Here is a 20,373-nt window from a genome sequence, read left to right on the forward strand (position 1 = left end):
ACCAGAAACAGAACGGTCAGCAGCTGCACAGCGCGCGGTCGAGCACGGCGCGCAGTTCTTGCGGGTGGTCGACCACCACGTCGGCGCCCCAATGGTTGGGGTTGTCGTCGGGGTGGATATAGCCATAGGTCACCGCGGCAGTCTTGGTGCCGGCCGCGCGCCCGGATTCGATATCACGCAAATCGTCGCCCACATACAGCACGCTCGGCGGGTCCAAACCCAGGCGCGAGCAAGCCAGCAACAGCGGCTCGGGGTCGGGCTTACTATTGGTGACGTGGTCGGGGCAGATGAGGATGGCCGAACGCTCGGCCAGGCCCAGTTGCTCCATGATCGGCGCGGCATAGCGCACCGGCTTGTTGGTGACCACACCCCAGATCAGCTTGGCGTGTTCAATGTCGGCCAGCAGCTCGGCAATGCCGTCGAACGGCTTGGTGAACACAGCACAGTGATCTTGATAGCGGGCGAGAAACTCCAGGCGCAGGGCCTCGAACTGCTCGGACATCGGGTCGACATCGAACGCGCGCAGCACCATGGCGCGAGCGCCGCCGGAAACGTGGTCACGGATGTCCTTGTCGGCCATTGGCGGCAGCCCGTGGGCGGCGCGCATGGCCTGGGCAATGGCGATAAAGTCGGGCGCGCTGTCGAGCAGGGTGCCATCCATATCGAAAAGAACGGCTCGCAGGCGCATCAGGCTTCCTTGAGGGTCTGGATCATGTAGTTGACGTCCACGTCGTCGGCCAGCTTGTAGTGCTTGGTCAGCGGGTTGTAGGTGAGGCCGATGATGTCTTTGACTTCCAGGCCCGCGGCCCGGCTCCAGGCACCCAGTTCGGAGGGGCGGATAAATTTCTTGAAGTCGTGGGTGCCGCGCGGCAGCAGGCGCATCAGGTACTCGGCGCCCACGATGGCGAAGAGGTAGGCCTTGGGGTTGCGGTTGATGGTGGAGAAAAACACCTGGCCGCCGGGCTTGACCATGGCGTAGCAGGCGCGAATCACCGAGGCCGGGTCGGGCACGTGCTCGAGCATTTCCAGGCAGGTGACCACGTCGTACTGCTCAGGCATTTCTTCGGCCAGGGCTTCAGCGGTGCACTGGCGGTACTCCACCTGTACGCCGGATTCCAGCTGGTGCAACTGGGCGACGGCCAGCGGCGCTTCGCCCATGTCGATGCCGGTGACGCTGGCGCCACGTTGCGCCATGGCTTCACTGAGAATGCCGCCGCCGCAGCCGACGTCGAGCACCTTTTTACCGGCCAGCTTCACGCGCTCGTCAATCCAGTTGACGCGCAGCGGGTTGATGTCGTGCAGGGGTTTGAACTCGCTTTCACGGTCCCACCAGCGGTGGGCGAGGGCGGAGAACTTGGCGATTTCGGCGTGGTCGACGTTGCTCATACGGGTTTTCCTCGAATCGAATTCTATGGCGGCTGCGTGGTGTGGCTCAGGGACGGCTGGTGGCGATTTTCTGGCCCCAGGCGACGGCGCTGGCGTGCAGTTTTTCTTCGTCCATGCGGGTCAGGCGGCGGTTGTCGAGCAGCTGCTTACCGCCGACCCAGACATGTTTGACGCTGTTGCGGTTACTCGCATAAATCAGTTGAGACACCGGATCGTACACCGGTTGCTGCGCAAGCTCAGTGAGGTCAAATGCCACGATGTCGGCGGCTTTGCCAATCTCCAGCGAGCCGATTTCATCTTCCAGCCCCAGGGCACGGGCGCCATTGAGGGTGGCCATGCGCAGGGCGCGGTGGACATCCAGCGCGGTGGCGGACCCGGCCACGGCCTTGGCAAGCATGGCGGCGGTGCGGGTTTCACCGAGCAGGTCGAGGTCGTTATTGCTGGCGGCGCCGTCGGTGCCGATGGCCACGTTGACGCCGGCCTGCCACAGCCGCTCCACCGGGCAGAAGCCGCTGGCGAGCTTGAGGTTGGACTCAGGGCAGTGGATGACGCTGGCGTTGCTTTCCACCAACAGGTGCAAGTCTTCGTCATTTATCTGCGTCATATGCACGGCCTGGAAGCGCGGGCCCAGCAGGTCGAGGCGCGCCAGGCGGGCCATCGGCCGTTCGCCACGCTGCTCCAGGCTTTGCTGCACTTCGAAGGCGGTTTCATGCACGTGCATCTGAATACCCGCATCCAGCTCTTCGGCGAGCATGCGAATGTTCTCCAGCTTGTCGTCGCTGACGGTGTAGGGCGCGTGCGGGCCGAAGGCGACCTTGATGCGCGGGTGCAGGCGCAGGTCGTCGAACAGATTCAGGCCTTTGCGCAGCGCCTCGTCGGCGTCGCGGGCGCCGGGAATCGGGAAGTCCAGCACCGGAATGGTGATTTGCGCGCGAATGCCGCTGGTGTGCACCAGCTCGCTGGAGACTTCCGGGAAAAAATACATATCGGAAAAGCAGGTGATGCCGCCCTGCAATTGCTCGGCAATCGCCAGCTCCGTGCCATCGTGGATAAACGCTTCATCCACCCATTTGGCCTCGGCCGGCCAGATATGGTCTTGCAGCCAGTTCATCAGCGCCTTGTCATCGGCCATGCCGCGAAACAGGCTCATGGCGGCGTGGCCGTGGGCGTTGATCAGGCCGGGGGTCAGCAGCATGCCCGGCAGCTCGCGCACTTGCGTGGCGGGGTGGCTCAGGGCCTCGGCGCGCGGCGCGATAAGGGCAATACGACCGTCGCGGATACCCAGCCCATGGTCCTGCAACACCACACCGGCGGGCTCGACGGGCACCAGCCAGGTCGGCAGGAGCAACAGATCGAGCGGGGCGGCGGTGTTGGGCATGGCGTCATCCTGAGCTTTATAAAAGATGGGGCTTACATCAATGTAGCGCGTCACTTACGCCAGGTTGGGAAGGGGCAGCCTGGACAGGTTTTTGTGCTGGCGAAGTATACCCGAGCGCCCAAGTCAGGGGCTCGCTATAATCCGCGGCTTTTCGCTTCTGAGTACGAGGATGGTCATGCGCGAGCAATTGTTGGCGGCAGAGAAGGTCAAGGCCATCGATTGGCGGGATGGCGCGCTGTATCTGCTGGATCAGCGTGCGCTGCCTTTTGAGGAGACCTGGGTGCGTTACGACTCGGCTGCAGCCGTGGCGCAGGCGATCAAGGACATGGTGGTGCGCGGCGCGCCGGCCATTGGTATTGCCGCCGCGTACGGCCTGGCATTGGGCGTGCGGGCGCGTCTGGCCGAGGGCGATGACTGGCAGATGGCGCTGGAAGAGGACTTCGAAGTTCTCAATAACTCGCGACCCACAGCTGTCAACCTGTTCTGGGCCTTGAACCGTATGCGCGAGCGCTTGTATCGCGTAAAGGACAGCGACGATGCGCTGGCGATCATGAATGCCGAGGCCGTCGCCATTCATGAGAGCGACCGCGAAGCGAACCTGACCATGGCGCAGTTGGGCGTGGACCTGATCCGTCGCCACCAGGGCAACCTGCAAACCATGTTGACCCACTGCAACACCGGCGCTCTGGCTACCGGCGGCTTCGGTACGGCGCTGGGGGTGATTCGTGCGGCGTATCTCGATGGTCTGGTTGAGCGCGTGTACGCCGATGAAACCCGCCCGTGGCTGCAAGGTTCGCGGCTGACGGCCTGGGAGCTGAAGAATGAGGGCATTCCGGTCAGCCTGAATGCCGACTCGGCAGCGGCCCATCTGATGAAGACCAAGGGCATTACCTGGGTGATCGTCGGCGCCGACCGCATTACTGCCAATGGCGATGTGGCCAACAAGATCGGCACCTACCAGCTGGCGGTCAACGCCATGCACCACGGCGTGCGCTTTATGGTGGTGGCGCCGAGTTCGACCATCGACATGAACCTGGAAAGCGGCGACGACATTCCGATCGAGGAGCGGGCCGGCAGCGAACTGCTGGAGTTGGCCGGCAAACGGGTCGCGGCGGATGTTGACGCGGTGAATCCGGTGTTCGATGTGACCCCGGCTGATTTGATCGATTTCATCGTGACTGAGAAGGGTGTGGTCGAGCGCCCGGACAAGGCCAAGATGGCCTTGCTGATGTGTCGCAAGCGTCTGCACTAACTCCTTCATTTATTAGCTGTTCCGCGCGTTTGGGTGATGTCATTTAAATGGCGCTGCCTGACGCGTGGCGTGCTCTGCGGGGATAGGTTCGGGGCATTCGGTGTGGTACTCTCCGTCAGTTTTCAAGGGGGCCTGCAATGGCCACCCAAACTGCGCAGATCCATGCCATAACTCGTTGATTTGTCATGAGTCGTTGCTGGCCCCAAGGCCGCGACGGCGAGCTTCGTACCATTCAGGATGAATGGGCGGAGTTTCACCAGAAAAAGGAACCAGGCTTCTCATGGGCGAACTGGCCAAAGAAATCCTCCCGGTCAATATCGAAGACGAGCTCAAACAGTCCTACCTCGACTACGCAATGAGCGTAATCGTAGGGCGCGCCTTGCCCGATGCACGTGACGGCCTCAAGCCCGTGCACCGCCGGGTGCTCTTCGCGATGAGCGAACTGGGTAACGACTGGAACAAGGCTTACAAGAAATCCGCCCGTGTGGTCGGTGACGTAATCGGTAAGTACCACCCCCACGGTGATACTGCGGTGTACGACACCATCGTCCGTATGGCGCAGCCTTTCTCCCTGCGTTACCTGCTGGTGGACGGCCAGGGCAACTTCGGTTCGGTAGACGGCGACAACGCCGCTGCCATGCGATACACCGAAGTGCGCATGACCAAGCTGGCTCACGAACTGCTGGCTGACCTCGACAAAGAAACCGTCGACTGGGTGCCCAACTACGACGGCACCGAAATCATCCCGGCGGTCATGCCGACCAAGATCCCCAACCTGCTGGTCAACGGTTCCAGCGGTATTGCCGTGGGTATGGCGACCAACATTCCGCCGCACAACCTCACCGAGGTTATCGACGGCTGCCTGGCGCTCATCGACAACCCTGAGCTGACGATTGACGAGCTGATGCACTACATCCCCGGTCCGGACTTCCCGACCGCGGCGATCATCAACGGTCGTGCCGGCATCATCGAGGCCTACCGTACGGGCCGTGGCCGTATCCAGATTCGCGCCCGCGCCATGTTCGAAGACATCGACAAAGTCGGTGGCCGCCAGCAGATCGTCATCACCGAGCTGCCGTATCAGCTCAACAAAGCCCGGGTGATCGAGAAGATCGCCGAGCTGGTGAAAGAGAAGAAACTGGAAGGCATCACCGAGCTGCGCGACGAGTCCGACAAGGACGGTATGCGCATCGTGATCGAGCTGCGCCGTGGTGAAGTGCCGGAGGTGATCCTCAACAACCTCTACGCCCAGACCCAGCTGCAAAGCGTGTTCGGCATCAACGTGGTCGCGCTGATCGACGGCCAGCCGAAGATTCTGAACCTCAAGGATCTGCTTGAAGCGTTCATTCTTCACCGCCGTGAAGTGGTCACCCGCCGTACCGTTTACCTGCTGCGCAAAGCCCGCGAACGTGGCCATATCCTTGAAGGTCAGGCAGTTGCCCTGTCCAACATCGACCCGGTTATCGCCGTGATCAAGGCCTCGCCAAGCTCCGCTGAAGCGAAAGAAGCCTTGGTGTCCCGCGCCTGGGAATCCAGCGCCGTACAAGGCATGGTTGAAGCGGCTGGCGCCGATTCCTGCCGCCCGCAAGACCTCGACCCGCAATACGGCCTGCGCGATGGCATGTACTATCTTTCGCCAGAACAGGCTCAGGCGATTCTGGACTTGCGTCTGCACCGCCTGACAGGCCTTGAGCACGAAAAACTGCTGGCCGAGTACAAGGAAATTCTGGAGCAGATTGGCGAGCTGATCCGCATCCTGACCAGCGCCACGCGCCTGATGGAAGTGATCCGCGAAGAGCTCGAAGGCGTGAAAGCCGAGTTCGGTGACAAGCGTCGTACCGAGATTCTCGATACCCGTCTGGACCTGACCCTGGGTGACCTGATCACCGAAGAAGAGCGTGTAGTAACCATCTCCCACGGTGGCTATGCCAAAACCCAACCGCTGTCGGCCTATCAGGCTCAGCGTCGTGGCGGTAAAGGCAAGTCGGCTACCGGCGTGAAAGATGAGGACTACATCGAGCACCTGTTGGTCGCCAACAGCCACGCCACGCTGCTGCTGTTCTCCAGCAAGGGCAAGGTGTACTGGCTGAAGACCTACGAAATTCCGGAAGCGTCCCGCGCTGCTCGTGGTCGTCCGCTGGTGAACTTGCTGCCACTGGATGAAGGTGAATACATCACCACCATGCTGCAGATCGATCTCGAAGCCCTGCAGAAAACTGCCGGTGCTGATGAAGATCTGGACGACGCCGAAGACGTGATCGAAGGCGAAGTGGTAGAAGCCGAAGAAGCGGCCGAAGTGGAAGAAGTCGAAGGCGAGACCGCTGAATGGGTCGCTGAGCCTACCGGCGAGTACATCTTTATGGCCACCGCAATGGGTACCGTGAAGAAGACCCCGCTGTCGCAATTCGCCCGTCCGCGTACCAGCGGCCTGATCGCCCTCAAGCTGAAAGAGGGCGACACCCTGATTGCTGCTGCAATCACCGACGGCGCCAAGGAAGTCATGCTGTTCAATGATTCCGGCAAGGTCATCCGTTTTGCAGAAAGCTCCATCCGCGTGATGGGCCGTGGCGCTCGCGGTATCCGCGGTATGCGTCTGGGCAAAGGTCAGACCCTGATCTCCATGCTGATTCCGGAATCGGGCGCGCAGATCCTTACCGCCTCCGAGCGTGGCTTCGGCAAGCGCACTGCCTTGAGCAAGTTCCCACGTCGCGGTCGCGGCGGTCAGGGCGTGATCGGTATGGTCACCAAAGAGCGTAACGGCAAGCTGATCGGCGCCATCCAGGTGCAGGACGGCGAAGAGATCATGCTGATCTCTGACCAGGGCACCTTGGTGCGTACCCGAGTTGACGAAGTGTCGAGCTCGGGCCGTAACACCCAGGGCGTTACCCTGATCAAGCTGGCTAGCGACGAAACACTGGTCGGCCTTGAGCGTGTGCAAGAGCCTTCGGAAGTTGAAGGTCAGGTGCTGCTAGGCGAAGACGGCGAGGTGCTGGAAGGTGCTGAGCTGGAAGGCGCGCAGTTCGAAGATGGCGAGTCGGGCGAGGCAGAGCTGAACAGCGCTGACCTGGACGATGCCATTGACGCGGTATCGGACGACGCTGCCGACGCACCAAGCGAAGAGTAAGCGGGCAGGGCGCGCACACCGTCGGTGGCGCGCCCCACACCTGCACGAATGACAGCATGCACCGTCGCCTGGTCGGCGGTGTGGGTGAACTGAGAGAGACTGACGTGAGCAAGCGAGCCTTTAACTTCTGCGCAGGCCCAGCCGCGCTTCCCGAAGCTGTACTGCAACGTGCCCAGGCTGAACTTCTGGACTGGAACGGCAAAGGCCTTTCGGTCATGGAAATGAGCCACCGCAGCGATGACTACGTGGCCATCGCTGAGAAGGCCGAGCAGGACCTGCGCGATCTGCTCGCTATTCCGTCGAACTACAAAGTGCTGTTTCTGCAAGGCGGCGCCAGCCAGCAATTTGCCGAAATCGCCCTGAACCTGCTGCCCGAAGACGGCACGGCTGACTATATCGACACCGGTATCTGGTCGAAGAAAAGCATCGAAGAAGCCCGCCGCTACGGCAATGTGAATGTTGCTGCCAGTGCCAAGCCCTACGACTACTTTGCCATTCCGGGTCAGAACGAGTGGCAGCTGAGCAAAGACGCGGCCTACGTGCACTACGCCAGCAATGAAACCATCGGCGGTCTGCAATTCGACTGGATTCCGGAAACTGGTGACGTGCCGTTGGTGGTGGATATGTCTTCGGACATTCTTTCCCGCGAACTCGATGTGTCGAAATTCGGCCTGATCTACGCCGGCGCGCAGAAGAACATCGGCCCGTCCGGTCTGGTGGTGGTGATCGTGCGTGAAGACCTGCTGGGTCGCGCCCGCTCCAGCACGCCGACCATGCTCAACTACAAAGTAGCGGCCGATAACGGCTCGATGTACAACACCCGGCGACCTTCTCCTGGTACCTGTCCGGTCTGGTGTTCGAGTGGCTGAAAGAGCAGGGCGGTGTAGCCGCCATGGAACAACGCAACCGGGCGAAGAAGGAGCTGTTGTACGGCGCCATCGATAGCAGCGAGTTGTACAGCAACCCGATTGCCATCAACGCCCGCTCGTGGATGAACGTGCCGTTCCGTCTGGCCGATGAGCGCCTGGACAAGCCGTTCCTCGCCGGTGCTGATGCTCGTGGCCTGCTCAACCTCAAAGGTCACCGCTCGGTGGGCGGCATGCGCGCGTCTATCTACAACGCCGTCGGCCTGGATGGCGTGCAGGCCCTCGTTAGCTACATGGCGGAGTTCGAGAAGGAGCACGCTTGATGAGCGAGCACGAGTTAAAAGCCCTGCGGGTGCGGATCGACAGCCTCGACAAGAAGATCCTCGACCTGATCAGCGAGCGCGCCAGCTGCGCCCAGGAAGTGGCGCGGGTGAAGATGGCCGCGCTGCCTGAAGGCGAAAAGCCCGTGTTCTATCGCCCGGAGCGTGAGGCCTGGGTGCTCAAGCACATCATGGAGCTGAACAAAGGCCCGCTGCCGAACGAAGAAGTGGCGCGTCTGTTCCGCGAAATCATGTCGTCGTGCCTGGCGCTGGAACAGCCGCTGAAAGTGGCGTACCTCGGCCCGGAAGGCACCTTCACCCAAGCAGCGGCGATGAAGCACTTCGGCCACGCGGTAATTACCGTGCCGATGACCGCCATCGACGAAGTGTTCCGCGAAGTGGCCGCCGGTGCGGTGAATTTCGGCGTGGTGCCGGTGGAAAACTCCACCGAAGGCGCGGTGAACAACACCCTCGACAGCTTCTTCGAGCACGACATGGTGATTTGCGGCGAAGTTGAGCTGCGTATCCACCATCACTTGCTGGTAGGCGATGTCACCAAAACCGACCGCATTACCCGCATCTACTCCCACGCCCAGTCGCTGGCCCAGTGCCGCAAGTGGCTGGACGCGCATTACCCGAACGTCGAGCGTGTAGCGGTATCCAGCAACGCCGAAGCGGCCAAACGGGTTAAAAGCGAGTGGAACTCGGCGGCGATCGCCGGCGATATGGCTGCAAGTCTGTACGGTTTGAGCAAGCTGGCCGAGAAAATCGAAGACCGCCCGGACAACTCGACGCGCTTCCTGATCATCGGTAACCAGGAAGTACCGCCGACCGGCGACGACAAAACCTCAATCATCGCCTCGATGCGCAACCAACCAGGCGCGCTGCACGAGCTGTTGGTGCCGTTCCATGCCAATGGCATCGACCTGACCCGCATCGAAACCCGCCCATCTCGCAGCGGTAAATGGACCTATGTGTTCTTTATCGACTTCGCCGGCCATCACCGTGATCCGCTGATCCGTGACGTGCTGGAAAAGATCAATCAGGAAGCGGTCGCACTGAAAGTATTGGGCTCCTACCCCAAGGCAGTGCTGTGACCCCCACGATTCTCTGAGGAGAACCCATGAGCAGTGATTTTCTCGCCCTGGCTCAGCCCGGCGTGCAAAAACTTTCGCCTTACGTCCCCGGCAAACCAGTGGATGAACTGGCCCGGGAACTGAATCTGGACCCGGCTAGCATCGTAAAGCTGGCCAGTAACGAAAACCCGCTGGGGCCAAGTCCGAAGGCGCTGGCAGCCATTGCCCAAGCTGCCGCCGAACTGACCCGTTACCCGGACGGCAACGGCTTCGAATTGAAAGCCGCTCTGGCCGCGCGCTGTGGGGTAAAAGCCAATCAGGTGACGCTGGGCAACGGTTCCAACGACATTCTCGAGCTGGTCGCTCGCGCGTATCTGGCCCCAGGCCTGAATGCCGTGTTCAGCGAGCACGCCTTTGCCGTATACCCGATTGCCACCCAAGCCGTCGGCGCGCAGGCCAAAGTCGTTCCCGCGAAGGACTGGGGCCATGACCTCGACGCCATGCTGGCCGCTGTCGATGACAACACTCGCGTGGTGTTTATCGCCAACCCTAACAACCCGACCGGCACTTGGTTCGGCGCGGACGCTCTGGCGCGTTTTCTCGCCAACGTGCCAGACCATGCCCTGGTTGTGCTGGACGAGGCTTATATTGAATACGCCACCGGCGGCGAGCTGCCGGACGGTTTGAAGTTCCTGGCTGATCATCCGAACCTGCTGGTTTCCCGCACCTTCTCCAAGGCCTATGGCCTGGCGGCGCTGCGTGTCGGCTATGGACTGTCGTCGCCGGCGATTGCCGACGTGCTCAACCGCGTTCGCCAGCCGTTCAACGTCAACAGCCTGGCTCAGGCCGCTGCCTGCGCAGCGCTGGCTGACACGGAGTATATGGCCGCAAGCCGCGCCCTGAACGATGCCGGGATGCAGCAGTTGGAGCAGGGCTTCCGTGAGTTGGGCCTGAGCTGGATCGACTCCAAGGGCAACTTTATTGCCGTGAATGTCGGTCGTGAGGGCATGCCGGTGTATCAAGGCCTGTTGCGCGAAGGCGTCATCGTGCGCCCGGTGGCCAACTATGGCATGCCAGATTTCCTGCGCGTCACTATCGGCACTGAAGCGGAAAACACCCGTTTCCTCAAGGCGTTGACCAAGGTTCTAGCCAGTGGCTGATGTCATGGCGGCGCAACCGCGCACCCCTATCATCGAGCGCCTGGTGGTGGTTGGCCTGGGCTTGATTGGTGGTTCCTTTGCCAAAGGTTTGCGTGAAAGCGGGTTGTGCCGGGAAGTGGTGGGCATCGATCTGGATCCCGAGTCGCGGCGCCTGGCCGTTGAGCTTGGTGTGGTGGATCGCTGCGAAGCCGAGTTGGCCGCCGCTTGTCAGGGCGCCAGCGTGATTCTGCTGGCGGTTCCTATTCTGGCCATGGAAAAGCTGCTGCGTGAACTGGCCAAGCTGGATCTCGGCGATGCTGTACTGACAGATGTGGGCAGTGCCAAAGGCAATGTGGTGCGCGCCGCGCGCCTGGCCTTCGACGGCTTGCCGGCGCGCTTTGTGCCAGGGCATCCGATTGCCGGTTCGGAACAGAGTGGCGTCGAGGCATCTAATGCGGAGCTGTTCCGTCGCCATAAAGTAATTTTGACGCCGTTGGAACAGACGGATCCGGCGGCGCTGCAGCTGGTCGACACGCTGTGGCGTGCGCTGGGCGCGGACGTAGAGCATATGGCCGTGGAGCATCACGACGAAGTGTTGGCTGCCACCAGCCATTTGCCGCATTTGCTCGCCTTCGGCCTGGTGGATTCGTTGGCCAAACGCAGCGAGAACCTGGAGATTTTCCGTTACGCCGCAGGCGGTTTCCGCGATTTCACACGGATTGCCGGCAGCGATCCGGTGATGTGGCACGACATCTTCCTCGCCAACCGTGAGGCGGTTCTGCGCACGCTGGATACCTTTCGCAGTGACTTGGATGCGCTGCGCGATGCAGTCGATGCAGGCGATGGGCATCAGCTTCTGGGTGTTTTCACCCGAGCCCGGGTCGCTCGTGAGCATTTCAGCAAAATTCTGGCGCGTCGGGCCTACGTGGACGCGATGAAAAGCGACAACCTGGTTTTTCTGGCCAAGCCAGGTGGGCGTTTGTCTGGGCGTATTCGTGTCCCGGGTGATAAATCCATCTCTCACCGGTCGATCATGCTCGGCTCGTTGGCAGAAGGCACCACCGAGGTGGAAGGTTTCCTTGAGGGCGAAGATGCCCTGGCGACCCTGCAGGCGTTCCGCGATATGGGTGTTGTGATTGAAGGGCCGCACCACGGTCGCGTCACTATTCATGGCGTGGGGCTGCAGGGTCTTAAAGCGCCACCTGGCCCGATCTACCTGGGCAACTCTGGTACGTCGATGCGTTTGCTGGTTGGTCTGCTGGCCGCGCAGGCGTTTGATGTGACCCTGACCGGCGACGCTTCGCTGTCCAAGCGCCCAATGAATCGCGTGGCCAAGCCGCTGCGGGAGATGGGTGCGTTGATTGATACTGCCGCTGAAGGCCGTCCGCCGATGACCATTCGTGGCGGCCGTCGCCTGGGTGGCATGACGTATGAAATGCCGATGGCCAGCGCTCAGGTGAAGTCCTGCCTGTTGCTGGCCGGGCTGTACGCCGCCGGTTCCACCACCGTGATCGAACCGGCACCGACTCGCGACCATACGGAGCGCATGTTGCGTGGTTTTGGCTATCCAGTGACCGTGGAAGGCAATAGGGTCACCGTTGAGTCCGGCCATAAGTTGACGGCCACCCACATCGAAGTGCCGGCGGATATTTCCTCGGCGGCATTCTTCCTGGTGGCTGGTTCGATTGCTGAAGATTCTGATCTGGTACTGGAACACGTCGGCATCAACCCGACCCGTACCGGCGTAATCGACATCCTGCGACTGATGGGCGCCGATATCACTCTGGAAAACCAGCGTGAAGTGGGCGGTGAACCGGTTGCTGACCTGCGGGTGCGCTCGGCCAAGCTCAAGGGCATCGATATTCCAGAAGATCTGGTGCCGCTGGCGATCGACGAATTCCCGGTATTGTTCGTGGCCGCGTCGGTTGCAGAGGGTCGTACCGTTTTGCGCGGCGCTGAAGAGCTTCGTGTGAAAGAGTCCGACCGCATCCAGGTAATGGCCGATGGTTTGCTGGCGCTCGGGGTAAGAGTCGAGCCGACGCCGGACGGTATCATTATCGATGGTGGCACCATTGGCGGCGGCGAAGTGCATAGTCACGGCGATCACCGGATTGCCATGTCCTTTAGCGTGGCCTCGCTGCGCGCTACCGCGCCGATCCGCATCCACGATTGTGCAAACGTCGCTACTTCGTTCCCCAACTTCCTCGGCCTGGCCGCGCAAGTGGGTATCCGTGTTGTTGAAGAGGGTAAGTCATGAGCATTCAGGCGCCAGTTATCGCCATCGACGGCCCAAGCGGGTCCGGCAAAGGCACCATCGCCAGCCTGCTAGCCAAGAAGCTGGGGTGGAGCTTGCTCGACTCCGGCGCGTTGTACCGCCTGTTGGCTTTCGCCGCCCGTAACCACGGCGTCGACCTGACCAATGAAGAAGCCTTGAAGCTTCTGGCCGCTCATCTGGATGTTCAGTTCGTTGCCGCCGCCAATGGCCAGCCGCAACGCATCGTTCTGGAGGGTGAAGAGGTGACCGACGCCATCCGCAACGAGCAGATTGGCGCCGGCGCTTCGCAGGTCGCAGCGCTAGGCGCGGTAAGGGATGCGTTGCTGCAGCGGCAGCGCGCGTTTCAGGAAATGCCGGGGTTGGTGGCTGATGGCCGCGACATGGGCACCGTCGTGTTTCCCGATGCACCACTTAAGATTTTCCTGACAGCCAGTGCGGAAGAGCGGGCTCGACGCCGGTACTTGCAGTTGAAGGCCAAGGGTGATGATGTTAATCTTGCGAGTCTGCTAGACGAGATTCGTTTGCGCGATGAGCGCGACACTCAGCGTACGGTGGCACCGCTCAAACCAGCGGCTGACGCCATTCAGCTGGATTCCACCGAACTCTCGATTGAGCAGGTGCTGGAACGAATTCTGAGCGAAGTCGCCAACCGCGACCTCGCCGGATGACCAAGCAGGTATGTAGGGAACCCAGTCTTAATCCCGCAGCCGGCTTTTAAACTAACGAAACCCACGTTGTCTGGAATGTGGATGCTGGGCGGGTTTATCCGTCCTAGATCAATCAGGAATTAACATGAGCGAAAGCTTTGCAGAACTTTTTGAAGAAAGCCTAAAAACCCTCGACATGCAGCCGGGCGCCATCATCACCGGTATCGTTGTTGATATCGACGGTGACTGGGTTACTGTCCACGCCGGTCTGAAGTCTGAAGGCGTCATCCCGCTCGAGCAGTTCTACAACGACGCTGGCGAGCTGACCATCAAGGTCGGTGACGAAGTACACGTTGCGCTGGACGCGGTTGAAGATGGCTTTGGTGAAACCAAGCTGTCCCGCGAAAAAGCCAAACGTGCAGAGTGCTGGATCGTTCTGGAAGCGGCTTTCGCAGCTGAAGAAGTGGTTAAGGGCGTTATCAACGGTAAGGTTAAAGGCGGCTTCACTGTCGACGTTAACGGCATCCGTGCGTTCCTGCCAGGTTCTTTGGTTGACGTTCGCCCAGTGCGCGACACCACGCACCTCGAAGGCAAAGAGCTGGAATTCAAGGTCATCAAGCTCGACCAGAAGCGCAACAACGTTGTCGTTTCCCGTCGCAGCGTCCTCGAAGCCGAGAACTCCGCCGAGCGTGAAGCTCTGCTGGAATCCCTGCAAGAAGGCCAGCAAGTCAAAGGTATCGTCAAAAACCTCACCGACTACGGCGCATTCGTCGATCTGGGTGGCGTGGACGGCCTGCTGCACATCACCGACATGGCTTGGAAGCGCATCAAGCATCCATCGGAAATCGTCAACGTTGGCGATGAGATCGATGTAAAAGTGCTGAAGTATGATCGCGAGCGCAATCGTGTTTCCCTGGGCCTGAAGCAACTGGGTGAAGATCCATGGGTTGCTATCAAAGCTCGTTACCCAGAAAGCACCCGCGTAACTGCCCGTGTTACCAACCTGACCGACTACGGCTGCTTCGCTGAGCTGGAAGAAGGCGTTGAGGGTCTGGTACACGTTTCCGAAATGGACTGGACCAACAAGAACATCCACCCGTCGAAAGTCGTACAAGTTGGCGACGAAGTGGAAGTTATGGTTCTGGACATCGACGAAGAGCGTCGTCGTATCTCCCTCGGCATCAAGCAGTGCAAAACTAACCCGTGGGAAGATTTCTCGGGTCAGTTCAACAAGGGCGACAAAATCTCCGGCACCATCAAGTCGATCACCGATTTCGGTATCTTCATTGGTCTGGATGGCGGCATCGACGGCCTGGTTCACCTGTCCGACATCTCCTGGAACGAAGTAGGCGAAGAAGCTGTACGCCGCTTCAAGAAAGGCGACGAGCTGGACACCGTGATCCTGTCGGTTGACCCAGAGCGTGAGCGTATCTCCCTGGGCATCAAGCAACTGGAAAGCGATCCGTTCTCCGAATACGTTGCTACCAATGACAAAGGCGCGATCGTTCGCGGCACCGTCAAAGAAGTAGACGCCAAGGGCGCTGTAATCACCCTGGCCGAAGGCATCGAAGCTGTACTGAAAGCCTCTGAAATCAGCCGCGATCGCGTTGAAGACGCCCGCAACGTGCTGAAAGAAGGCGAAGAAGTAGAAGCTAAAATCATCAGCGTTGACCGTAAGAGCCGCGTAATCAGCTTGTCGGTCAAGTCGAAAGACGTTGAAGACGAAAAAGAAGCCATCAAAGAAATGCGCAAGCAGGAAGTTGAAACTGCTGGTCCGACCACCATTGGTGATCTGATTCGCGCACAAATGGAAAACCAGAACTAAGTTCTGAGCCTCCATTAAGAAAAAGGGCGACTTCGGTCGCCCTTTTTTTTGGCTGCTGTTTGGATTGGCTAGGTTGTGAGCGCATGATTATTGTTTAAAATGAGTTATCATCGATTGCAAGAGGCCAGGTGGTGAGCGGCTATATGCCACCCCTGCAAAATGACACCGCACTTGCCCCTTCAGGCTCTCGCTCGTATCATTGCGTTCATAATCTCGCTTTCAATACCATTTTCGTATATTGAAAATATTATCACTAAAGAATTAAGGTAATTGGAGTATGCCCATGCGCGCCGAAATATTTCGTTTGATGGAAGAGGCAATGGAAGCTGACGAGGGAACTGTTGAAAGTGGTCAGACTCTGGAGTGGGACTCTATTGCAGTTATTACCTTTATGGCACTTGTAGATGAGCGACTGAATAAGACTCTCTCGGCTGATGCACTTAATAAATGTGAAACCGTTGATGCAGTTGCTGAACTTGTAAATGGTTAGGAATTGGTCATGGAAAATTCTTCGAGTGGACAAAGTCAAGTTCGCCGCGTAAGTAAGGTACGGGTCGCGGGTATATCCAGCGCCGTTCCGGCTACTGTGGCTGAGGTCTCAAACCTGGCAAAGAAATTCGGGGAAGAGTCCATCCAGAAAATAATTGCCAGCACCGGTGTCAAGCGCCGACATGTCGTCTCAGGCGAATGCACATCCGATCTCTGTGTGTCTGCAGCTAATACGTTGTTTGAAGACTTGTCCGTCGATCGCGTCAGCATCACCACCCTTGTGTTTGTCTCGCAAACGCATGATTACGCTTTGCCTGCTACGGCCTGCGTTCTGCAAGAGCGACTTGGGTTGCCCGTCACTGTCGCTGCATTTGATGTTGCTTTGGGCTGCTCCGGTTATGTCTACGGTCTTTGGTTAGCGGGTTCGTTGTTGTCTGCAAATGGCAGCGGCAAAGCGCTGCTGCTGGTCGGCGATACAATTAGCAAGATGGTCTCCGAAGCGGATCGATCCGTCGCGGCACTGTTTGGTGATGCAGGCACGGCGACGTTGCTTGAATACGACGAGCAGGCGGCGGATATGCAGTTCATTCTGGGGTCCGACGGTCGTGGTGCTAAAAACCTGATCGTCCCCGGCGGCGGTTTCAGGGACCGTAAAGGAGAGGCAGAGTTTGTGCATGACAATGTGCGAAACTCTTTTGACCTTTATATGAATGGTGCTGAAATTTTCTCATTTACATTGGCTAGAATTCCCAGTTTGGTCAACGGCTTGCTTAACGACACTGGTTATGCTGAGGCTGATATTCAGAAGTTCGTATTTCATCAAGCCAATCGTTTTATGCTTGAACATCTTGGCAAACGCATGAAGTTGCCGAAGGACAAGTTTTTGATGAACTTGGAAGATTACGGTAATACCAGTAGCGCCTCTATTCCATTAGCGCTGTCTACTGAATATGCAAATGTCGATGCAGTGGCGAATGGGTTGCATATGTTAGTCGGTTTTGGGGTTGGCTATTCTTGGGGTGCGTGCATTATTAATTTTGACAATGCACATATCTCTTCGATTACCATTGCTTCGTAGGGCTTAACATGGAAACGGTAGGCTTCTCTCCTTTTAGTTTGCTGGGAAAAAGAATCCTGGTGACCGGTGCCTCCTCGGGTATCGGGCGGGAAATTGCAGTTTGGTTGAGCCAGCAGGGAGCGCAACTGGTTATTACTGCTCGCGACGCTGCACGCTTGAACAGCACCTTTCAAGGCCTTAGCGGGGCAGGGCATACGCAAGAGCGCATCGACTTTCTGGATAAGACCGATGTTTCGTCCTGGCTGAAGACTCTTTGCAAGGGGGCGCCATTGGATGGTTTGGTTCATGCGGCAGGTGTGCAGTCGCCTATGCCTATACGTGCAATGAGCCTGACCCAGTGGGAGGCCTTGATGGGGACTAACGTTACGTCTGCGTTCTTGCTGATCAAGGCGTTTCGCCAGAAGGGCGTATGCAATTCTGGGGGCAGTATTGTGCTGCTCTCTTCGGTAATGGCCAAAGTTGGCCAGCCCGCTCTTTTAGGTTACTGCGCCAGCAAGGGTGCCATTGAGTCCATGGTTCGCGCCGCCGCGCTTGAGCTTGCACGTGAAAACCTCCGTATCAATGCAGTGGCTCCCGGAGTTGTGAAAACCGAGATGGCGGAGTCATTGGAACAGTTAGTGGGCAGTGATTCGATGCACGCTATAGAGCAGAAACATCCATTGGGTATTGGCTCCCCGTTGGATGTGGCTTATGCCGTTCAGTATCTGTTATCGGCTGCCTCGCGGTGGGTTACTGGTACGTCTTTGGTCATTGATGGTGGCTACCTGGCGGAGTGACATGAAAAATATTTATATCGTAGGTGCTGGCAATTTCGCTCGTGAAACGCGTATCTGGCTGATGGACTGGCTCGTGTCCAACGCTGAATGGCAACTGGCGGGATTCATTGCTGACGACTTCGCCGCGTTGGATAAGTATCCAGGGCTTCCTCCAATAGTGAGCACCATCGACGATTATCAGCCTGCCCCCAACTCGTGCCATATCTGCGCCATCGCCAAGCCTCAGGATCGGATGATTGTGGTTGAGAAAATGCTCAAGCGGGGTGCTAAGTTTATTTCGTTAATTCATTCCTCTGCCATCGTTGCGGAAAACGCAACGTTGGGCCGGGGATTGATTGTTTGTCCGAACGTGGTCATTTCTGCGGACTGTGTTATCGGCGACTTCGTTAATATCAATATCGCCACGTCCGTCGGGCACGACGTGGTCTTGGGTGCTTACAGCACCTTGAGTTCTCATTGCGATATAACTGGTGGCGCCAGCACGGGCGAGTGTGCATTTTTGGGCTCCCATGCGGTGGTTTTGCCAAAAGTAAAAGTAGGTAGTCACGCCGTGGTAGGGGCCGGAAGCGTCGCGATTCGCTCGGTCAAGCCGGGATCTACAGTGTTTGGTGTTCCTGCAAAAAAAATCGCGGGGTAATCATGAAAGAATATGCACGCATACGCGCCATCGAGTATGTGCTCCCTGATAAGGTTTTAAGTAATGAAACCCTTGCTGCCGACTATCCAGCTTGGGATGTAGACAAGATATTCACAAAAACCGGCATCAATACCAGGCGAATAGTCAGTGCTGATGAGTGTGCATCTGACCTGGCATTTAAGGCGTGTGAAAAATTGTTCGCTACACAAGTGGTGGTAAAATCTGAGATTGATTTTTTCATCCTGTGTACACAAAGTCCTGATTACTTTCTGCCAGCCACCGCTTGTGTATTGCAGCATCGTCTTGGCTTGCCGACCACCTGCGGTGCATTTGATTTTAATCAAGGCTGTTCGGGCTTTGTTTATGGCCTCGGAATCGCCAAGGGGTTGATCGAAACGGGTCAAGCCAGAAACGTTTTGCTGGTGACTGCCGAAACGTATAGCAAGTACATCAACCCCGGCGATAAAAGCGTCCGTACCCTGTTTGGTGACGCGGCTGCTGCGACGCTGGTATCTGCTTGCGAAGTTGAGCATGAGTATTTGAGCCGATTTAATTACGGTACGGATGGTGCTGGCGTTAACAACTTGATTGTGCCGCGCGGTGGAGCAAGGAGTTTTACGGCTGCCCCGTCTGCCCTAGTAGATACCGTCGACGAAAATGGCAATGTTCGCAATAGCTCAAACCTGTTTATGGATGGTCCGTCGGTCTTCGAGTTCTCTATGACCCGAGTGCCGCAGCTGTTCGATCGACTATTTGACCAGACATTGTCAGTCGAGAAACTCGACTACTTTGTGTTGCACCAAGCGAACAAGTTTATGCTGGATTCGCTACGTCGGCGCTTGAAAATTCCTGTCGAGAAGTTTATCGCTGAGTATGAGCATTGCGGCAATACAGTTTCGTCTACGATCCCGATTGCACTTAAGTCTATTCAGGAAAAAGGGCTGCTCGAAGATGGCATGTTATTGGCTGCGCTGGGATTTGGTGTCGGCTATTCCTGGGCTGGTTGCATCATCAAGTGGTAGTGTGTGTCTGTGCGTCTCAACAAGAGTTAAGTAAATGGATTTGAGTCTACGTCTGATCAATAATTACTGGCATCCACTGTGTCACGCCAGCGAATTGGCCGAAGACGGGGACTTTGTTCGGTTTGATCTCCTCGACTTTGAAGTTGTTGCCTACAACGACAAGGGCAATATCATTGCATTTGATAATCTGTGTCCCCACCGTGGTGCTCGTTTTTTTCTCGATGATTTCGGTCGCAGTCGTATCAAGTGCCAATATCACGGTTGGAGTTTTATTGCTGGCCAGGCGAAGATTCCGAAGAGAGAGGAGTTCGTCAACTGTGATATCGGTTCGGCGGCGCTGAATCTTTTGAAGGTAGAGCGCTGTGGTGACTTTATCTTTTTTTCGCCGCAGGCCGAGCAAACCTTACAGCAGCAACTGGGAGCAGAGCTGGTTAGTCGTTTGGAAAGTGTCTCCAAAGGAATCAAATGCAGAAGTGATTTTAATCGATATCCGTTTCAGTCCTACTGGCCGATTGCAATAGAGAATGCCTTGGAGCCTGATCATATTCCGATAATTCATAGTGACTCTCTTGCACCGTTAAAGCTGCAAGCCGGCGAAAATATTTATTACGGAGAGAACTCAATCTGGTTTTCTCCGTTGGGGAACCGCGCGCTCAACGAAAAGTTGGAGAAGCTAGGTAAGTTTTTTGAGTTAGCAGACCGTTATCCGGGCTATATGAGTATCTATATTTTTCCGTTCTCCATGATTTCATCTACGCATGGATACTCCTATTCGCTGCAAAATTTCTTTCCTGGAGATCTGACGGAAACATTCTTCACCAGTCGGCTTTATCAGGCGCGGGAGTCGAATCCTCGTTATGAGGAGGTGGTGAAGTCGCTCATGCACTCGAGTGCGAATACAAATAGGGCGGTTTTCGACGAAGACCATAAAATTTGTAGGCGAATCCCAGCAAAAGTATGGTCAGCCGATAAGCCAAAATACTTCGGTCAGCATGAAGAGAAGATTGTTCACTTCAGGCAATCCTGTCGTGGATGGATGGAAGATTAATGGGGGATCTACTTCCTTGGCAGTGATAGGGCGAG

Annotated in this window: 16 protein-coding genes and 1 pseudogene; 14 read left to right on the forward strand and 3 right to left on the reverse strand. The window is 57.6% G+C overall.

The genetic code is table 11. The features are described 5' to 3' along the window. Window positions 1–16 precede the first annotated feature (16 nt). The 3 genes from mupP to AC0V2S_RS21200 are packed head-to-tail and all read right to left on the reverse strand — an operon-like array spanning window position 17 to window position 2,764. Window positions 17–688 carry an N-acetylmuramic acid 6-phosphate phosphatase MupP gene (gene mupP / locus AC0V2S_RS21190; RefSeq protein ID WP_475511445.1) on the reverse strand — a complete coding sequence of 224 codons (672 nt, stop codon included), beginning with the start codon at window positions 686–688 and terminating at the stop codon, window positions 17–19. Then, a complete protein-coding gene (gene ubiG, locus AC0V2S_RS21195) occupies window positions 688–1,386 on the reverse strand; it encodes a bifunctional 2-polyprenyl-6-hydroxyphenol methylase/3-demethylubiquinol 3-O-methyltransferase UbiG (RefSeq protein ID WP_475511446.1) in 699 nt (232 codons plus the stop codon). The genes mupP and ubiG overlap by 1 nt, the downstream gene beginning before the upstream one ends. Before the next feature lie 46 nt (window positions 1,387–1,432). Further along, entirely contained in the window at window positions 1,433–2,764 is a 1,332-nt protein-coding gene (locus tag AC0V2S_RS21200; RefSeq protein ID WP_475511447.1) for a TRZ/ATZ family hydrolase, read from the reverse strand. Window positions 2,765–2,939: 175 nt separating this feature from the next. Here AC0V2S_RS21200 and mtnA point away from each other — a divergent pair, with 175 nt between their 5' ends. From mtnA to AC0V2S_RS21270, 14 genes and pseudogenes are all read left to right on the forward strand, one after another. Then, window positions 2,940–4,016 (forward strand): S-methyl-5-thioribose-1-phosphate isomerase, encoded by a 1,077-nt coding sequence (gene mtnA / locus AC0V2S_RS21205; protein ID WP_475511448.1) that lies wholly within the window; start codon window positions 2,940–2,942, stop codon window positions 4,014–4,016. A gap of 280 nt (window positions 4,017–4,296) precedes the next feature. Continuing rightward, on the forward strand, window positions 4,297–7,140 hold the full coding sequence (gyrA, locus tag AC0V2S_RS21210) for a DNA gyrase subunit A (protein ID WP_475511449.1): 2,844 nt from the start codon (window positions 4,297–4,299) through the stop codon (window positions 7,138–7,140). Between the two features lie 104 nt (window positions 7,141–7,244). Then, window positions 7,245–8,329, forward strand: a pseudogene (serC, locus tag AC0V2S_RS21215) (3-phosphoserine/phosphohydroxythreonine transaminase). Continuing rightward, window positions 8,329–9,423, forward strand: coding sequence for a prephenate dehydratase (pheA, locus tag AC0V2S_RS21220; RefSeq protein WP_475511450.1), 1,095 nt, complete (start codon window positions 8,329–8,331; stop codon window positions 9,421–9,423). The pseudogene serC and the gene pheA overlap by 1 nt, the downstream one beginning before the upstream one ends. 26 nt (window positions 9,424–9,449) lie before the next feature. Then, a complete protein-coding gene (gene hisC / locus AC0V2S_RS21225) occupies window positions 9,450–10,562 on the forward strand; it encodes a histidinol-phosphate transaminase (protein ID WP_475511451.1) in 1,113 nt (370 codons plus the stop codon). Window positions 10,563–10,590: 28 nt separating this feature from the next. Continuing rightward, window positions 10,591–12,798 carry a bifunctional prephenate dehydrogenase/3-phosphoshikimate 1-carboxyvinyltransferase gene (locus AC0V2S_RS21230; protein ID WP_475511501.1) on the forward strand — a complete coding sequence of 736 codons (2,208 nt, stop codon included), beginning with the start codon at window positions 10,591–10,593 and terminating at the stop codon, window positions 12,796–12,798. Further along, entirely contained in the window at window positions 12,795–13,484 is a 690-nt protein-coding gene (gene cmk, locus AC0V2S_RS21235) for a (d)CMP kinase (protein ID WP_475511452.1), read from the forward strand. The genes AC0V2S_RS21230 and cmk overlap by 4 nt, the downstream gene beginning before the upstream one ends. Before the next feature lie 124 nt (window positions 13,485–13,608). Further along, window positions 13,609–15,288, forward strand: a complete 1,680-nt coding sequence (gene rpsA / locus AC0V2S_RS21240) for a 30S ribosomal protein S1 (RefSeq protein WP_108098129.1) — start codon at window positions 13,609–13,611, stop codon at window positions 15,286–15,288. A 283-nt stretch (window positions 15,289–15,571) separates the two neighbouring features. Continuing rightward, window positions 15,572–15,778, forward strand: coding sequence for a phosphopantetheine-binding protein (locus tag AC0V2S_RS21245; protein ID WP_475511453.1), 207 nt, complete (start codon window positions 15,572–15,574; stop codon window positions 15,776–15,778). A 9-nt stretch (window positions 15,779–15,787) separates the two neighbouring features. Then, complete coding sequence (locus AC0V2S_RS21250) at window positions 15,788–16,855, forward strand: ketoacyl-ACP synthase III (protein WP_475511454.1); 1,068 nt, start codon at window positions 15,788–15,790, stop codon at window positions 16,853–16,855. A gap of 8 nt (window positions 16,856–16,863) precedes the next feature. Then, entirely contained in the window at window positions 16,864–17,631 is a 768-nt protein-coding gene (locus tag AC0V2S_RS21255; RefSeq protein ID WP_475511455.1) for an SDR family NAD(P)-dependent oxidoreductase, read from the forward strand. A gap of 1 nt (window position 17,632) precedes the next feature. Then, entirely contained in the window at window positions 17,633–18,268 is a 636-nt protein-coding gene (locus AC0V2S_RS21260) for an acetyltransferase (RefSeq protein WP_475511456.1), read from the forward strand. A gap of 2 nt (window positions 18,269–18,270) precedes the next feature. Beyond that, the gene (locus AC0V2S_RS21265; protein WP_475511457.1) at window positions 18,271–19,290 is read left to right on the forward strand and encodes a ketoacyl-ACP synthase III; all 1,020 of its coding nucleotides are present in this window, start codon (window positions 18,271–18,273) and stop codon (window positions 19,288–19,290) included. A 34-nt stretch (window positions 19,291–19,324) separates the two neighbouring features. Then, window positions 19,325–20,338 (forward strand): aromatic ring-hydroxylating oxygenase subunit alpha, encoded by a 1,014-nt coding sequence (locus AC0V2S_RS21270; RefSeq protein WP_475511458.1) that lies wholly within the window; start codon window positions 19,325–19,327, stop codon window positions 20,336–20,338. Window positions 20,339–20,373 lie beyond the last annotated feature (35 nt).

It is taken from the genome of Pseudomonas sp. CC11G, from assembly GCF_056174845.1.

Excerpts from the sequence above, each read along its gene's own strand:
- mupP (WP_475511445.1), bottom strand. The coding sequence starts at position 688 with ATGCGCCTGCGAGCCGTTCTTTTCGATATGGATGGCACCCTGCTCGAC.
- ubiG (WP_475511446.1), bottom strand. The coding sequence starts at position 1,386 with ATGAGCAACGTCGACCACGCCGAAATCGCCAAGTTCTCCGCCCTCGCC.
- AC0V2S_RS21200 (WP_475511447.1), bottom strand. The coding sequence starts at position 2,764 with ATGCCCAACACCGCCGCCCCGCTCGATCTGTTGCTCCTGCCGACCTGG.
- mtnA (WP_475511448.1), top strand. The coding sequence starts at position 2,940 with ATGCGCGAGCAATTGTTGGCGGCAGAGAAGGTCAAGGCCATCGATTGG.
- gyrA (WP_475511449.1), top strand. The coding sequence starts at position 4,297 with ATGGGCGAACTGGCCAAAGAAATCCTCCCGGTCAATATCGAAGACGAG.
- pheA (WP_475511450.1), top strand. The coding sequence starts at position 8,329 with ATGAGCGAGCACGAGTTAAAAGCCCTGCGGGTGCGGATCGACAGCCTC.
- hisC (WP_475511451.1), top strand. The coding sequence starts at position 9,450 with ATGAGCAGTGATTTTCTCGCCCTGGCTCAGCCCGGCGTGCAAAAACTT.
- cmk (WP_475511452.1), top strand. The coding sequence starts at position 12,795 with ATGAGCATTCAGGCGCCAGTTATCGCCATCGACGGCCCAAGCGGGTCC.
- rpsA (WP_108098129.1), top strand. The coding sequence starts at position 13,609 with ATGAGCGAAAGCTTTGCAGAACTTTTTGAAGAAAGCCTAAAAACCCTC.
- AC0V2S_RS21245 (WP_475511453.1), top strand. The coding sequence starts at position 15,572 with ATGCGCGCCGAAATATTTCGTTTGATGGAAGAGGCAATGGAAGCTGAC.
- AC0V2S_RS21250 (WP_475511454.1), top strand. The coding sequence starts at position 15,788 with ATGGAAAATTCTTCGAGTGGACAAAGTCAAGTTCGCCGCGTAAGTAAG.
- AC0V2S_RS21255 (WP_475511455.1), top strand. The coding sequence starts at position 16,864 with ATGGAAACGGTAGGCTTCTCTCCTTTTAGTTTGCTGGGAAAAAGAATC.
- AC0V2S_RS21260 (WP_475511456.1), top strand. The coding sequence starts at position 17,633 with ATGAAAAATATTTATATCGTAGGTGCTGGCAATTTCGCTCGTGAAACG.
- AC0V2S_RS21265 (WP_475511457.1), top strand. The coding sequence starts at position 18,271 with ATGAAAGAATATGCACGCATACGCGCCATCGAGTATGTGCTCCCTGAT.
- AC0V2S_RS21270 (WP_475511458.1), top strand. The coding sequence starts at position 19,325 with ATGGATTTGAGTCTACGTCTGATCAATAATTACTGGCATCCACTGTGT.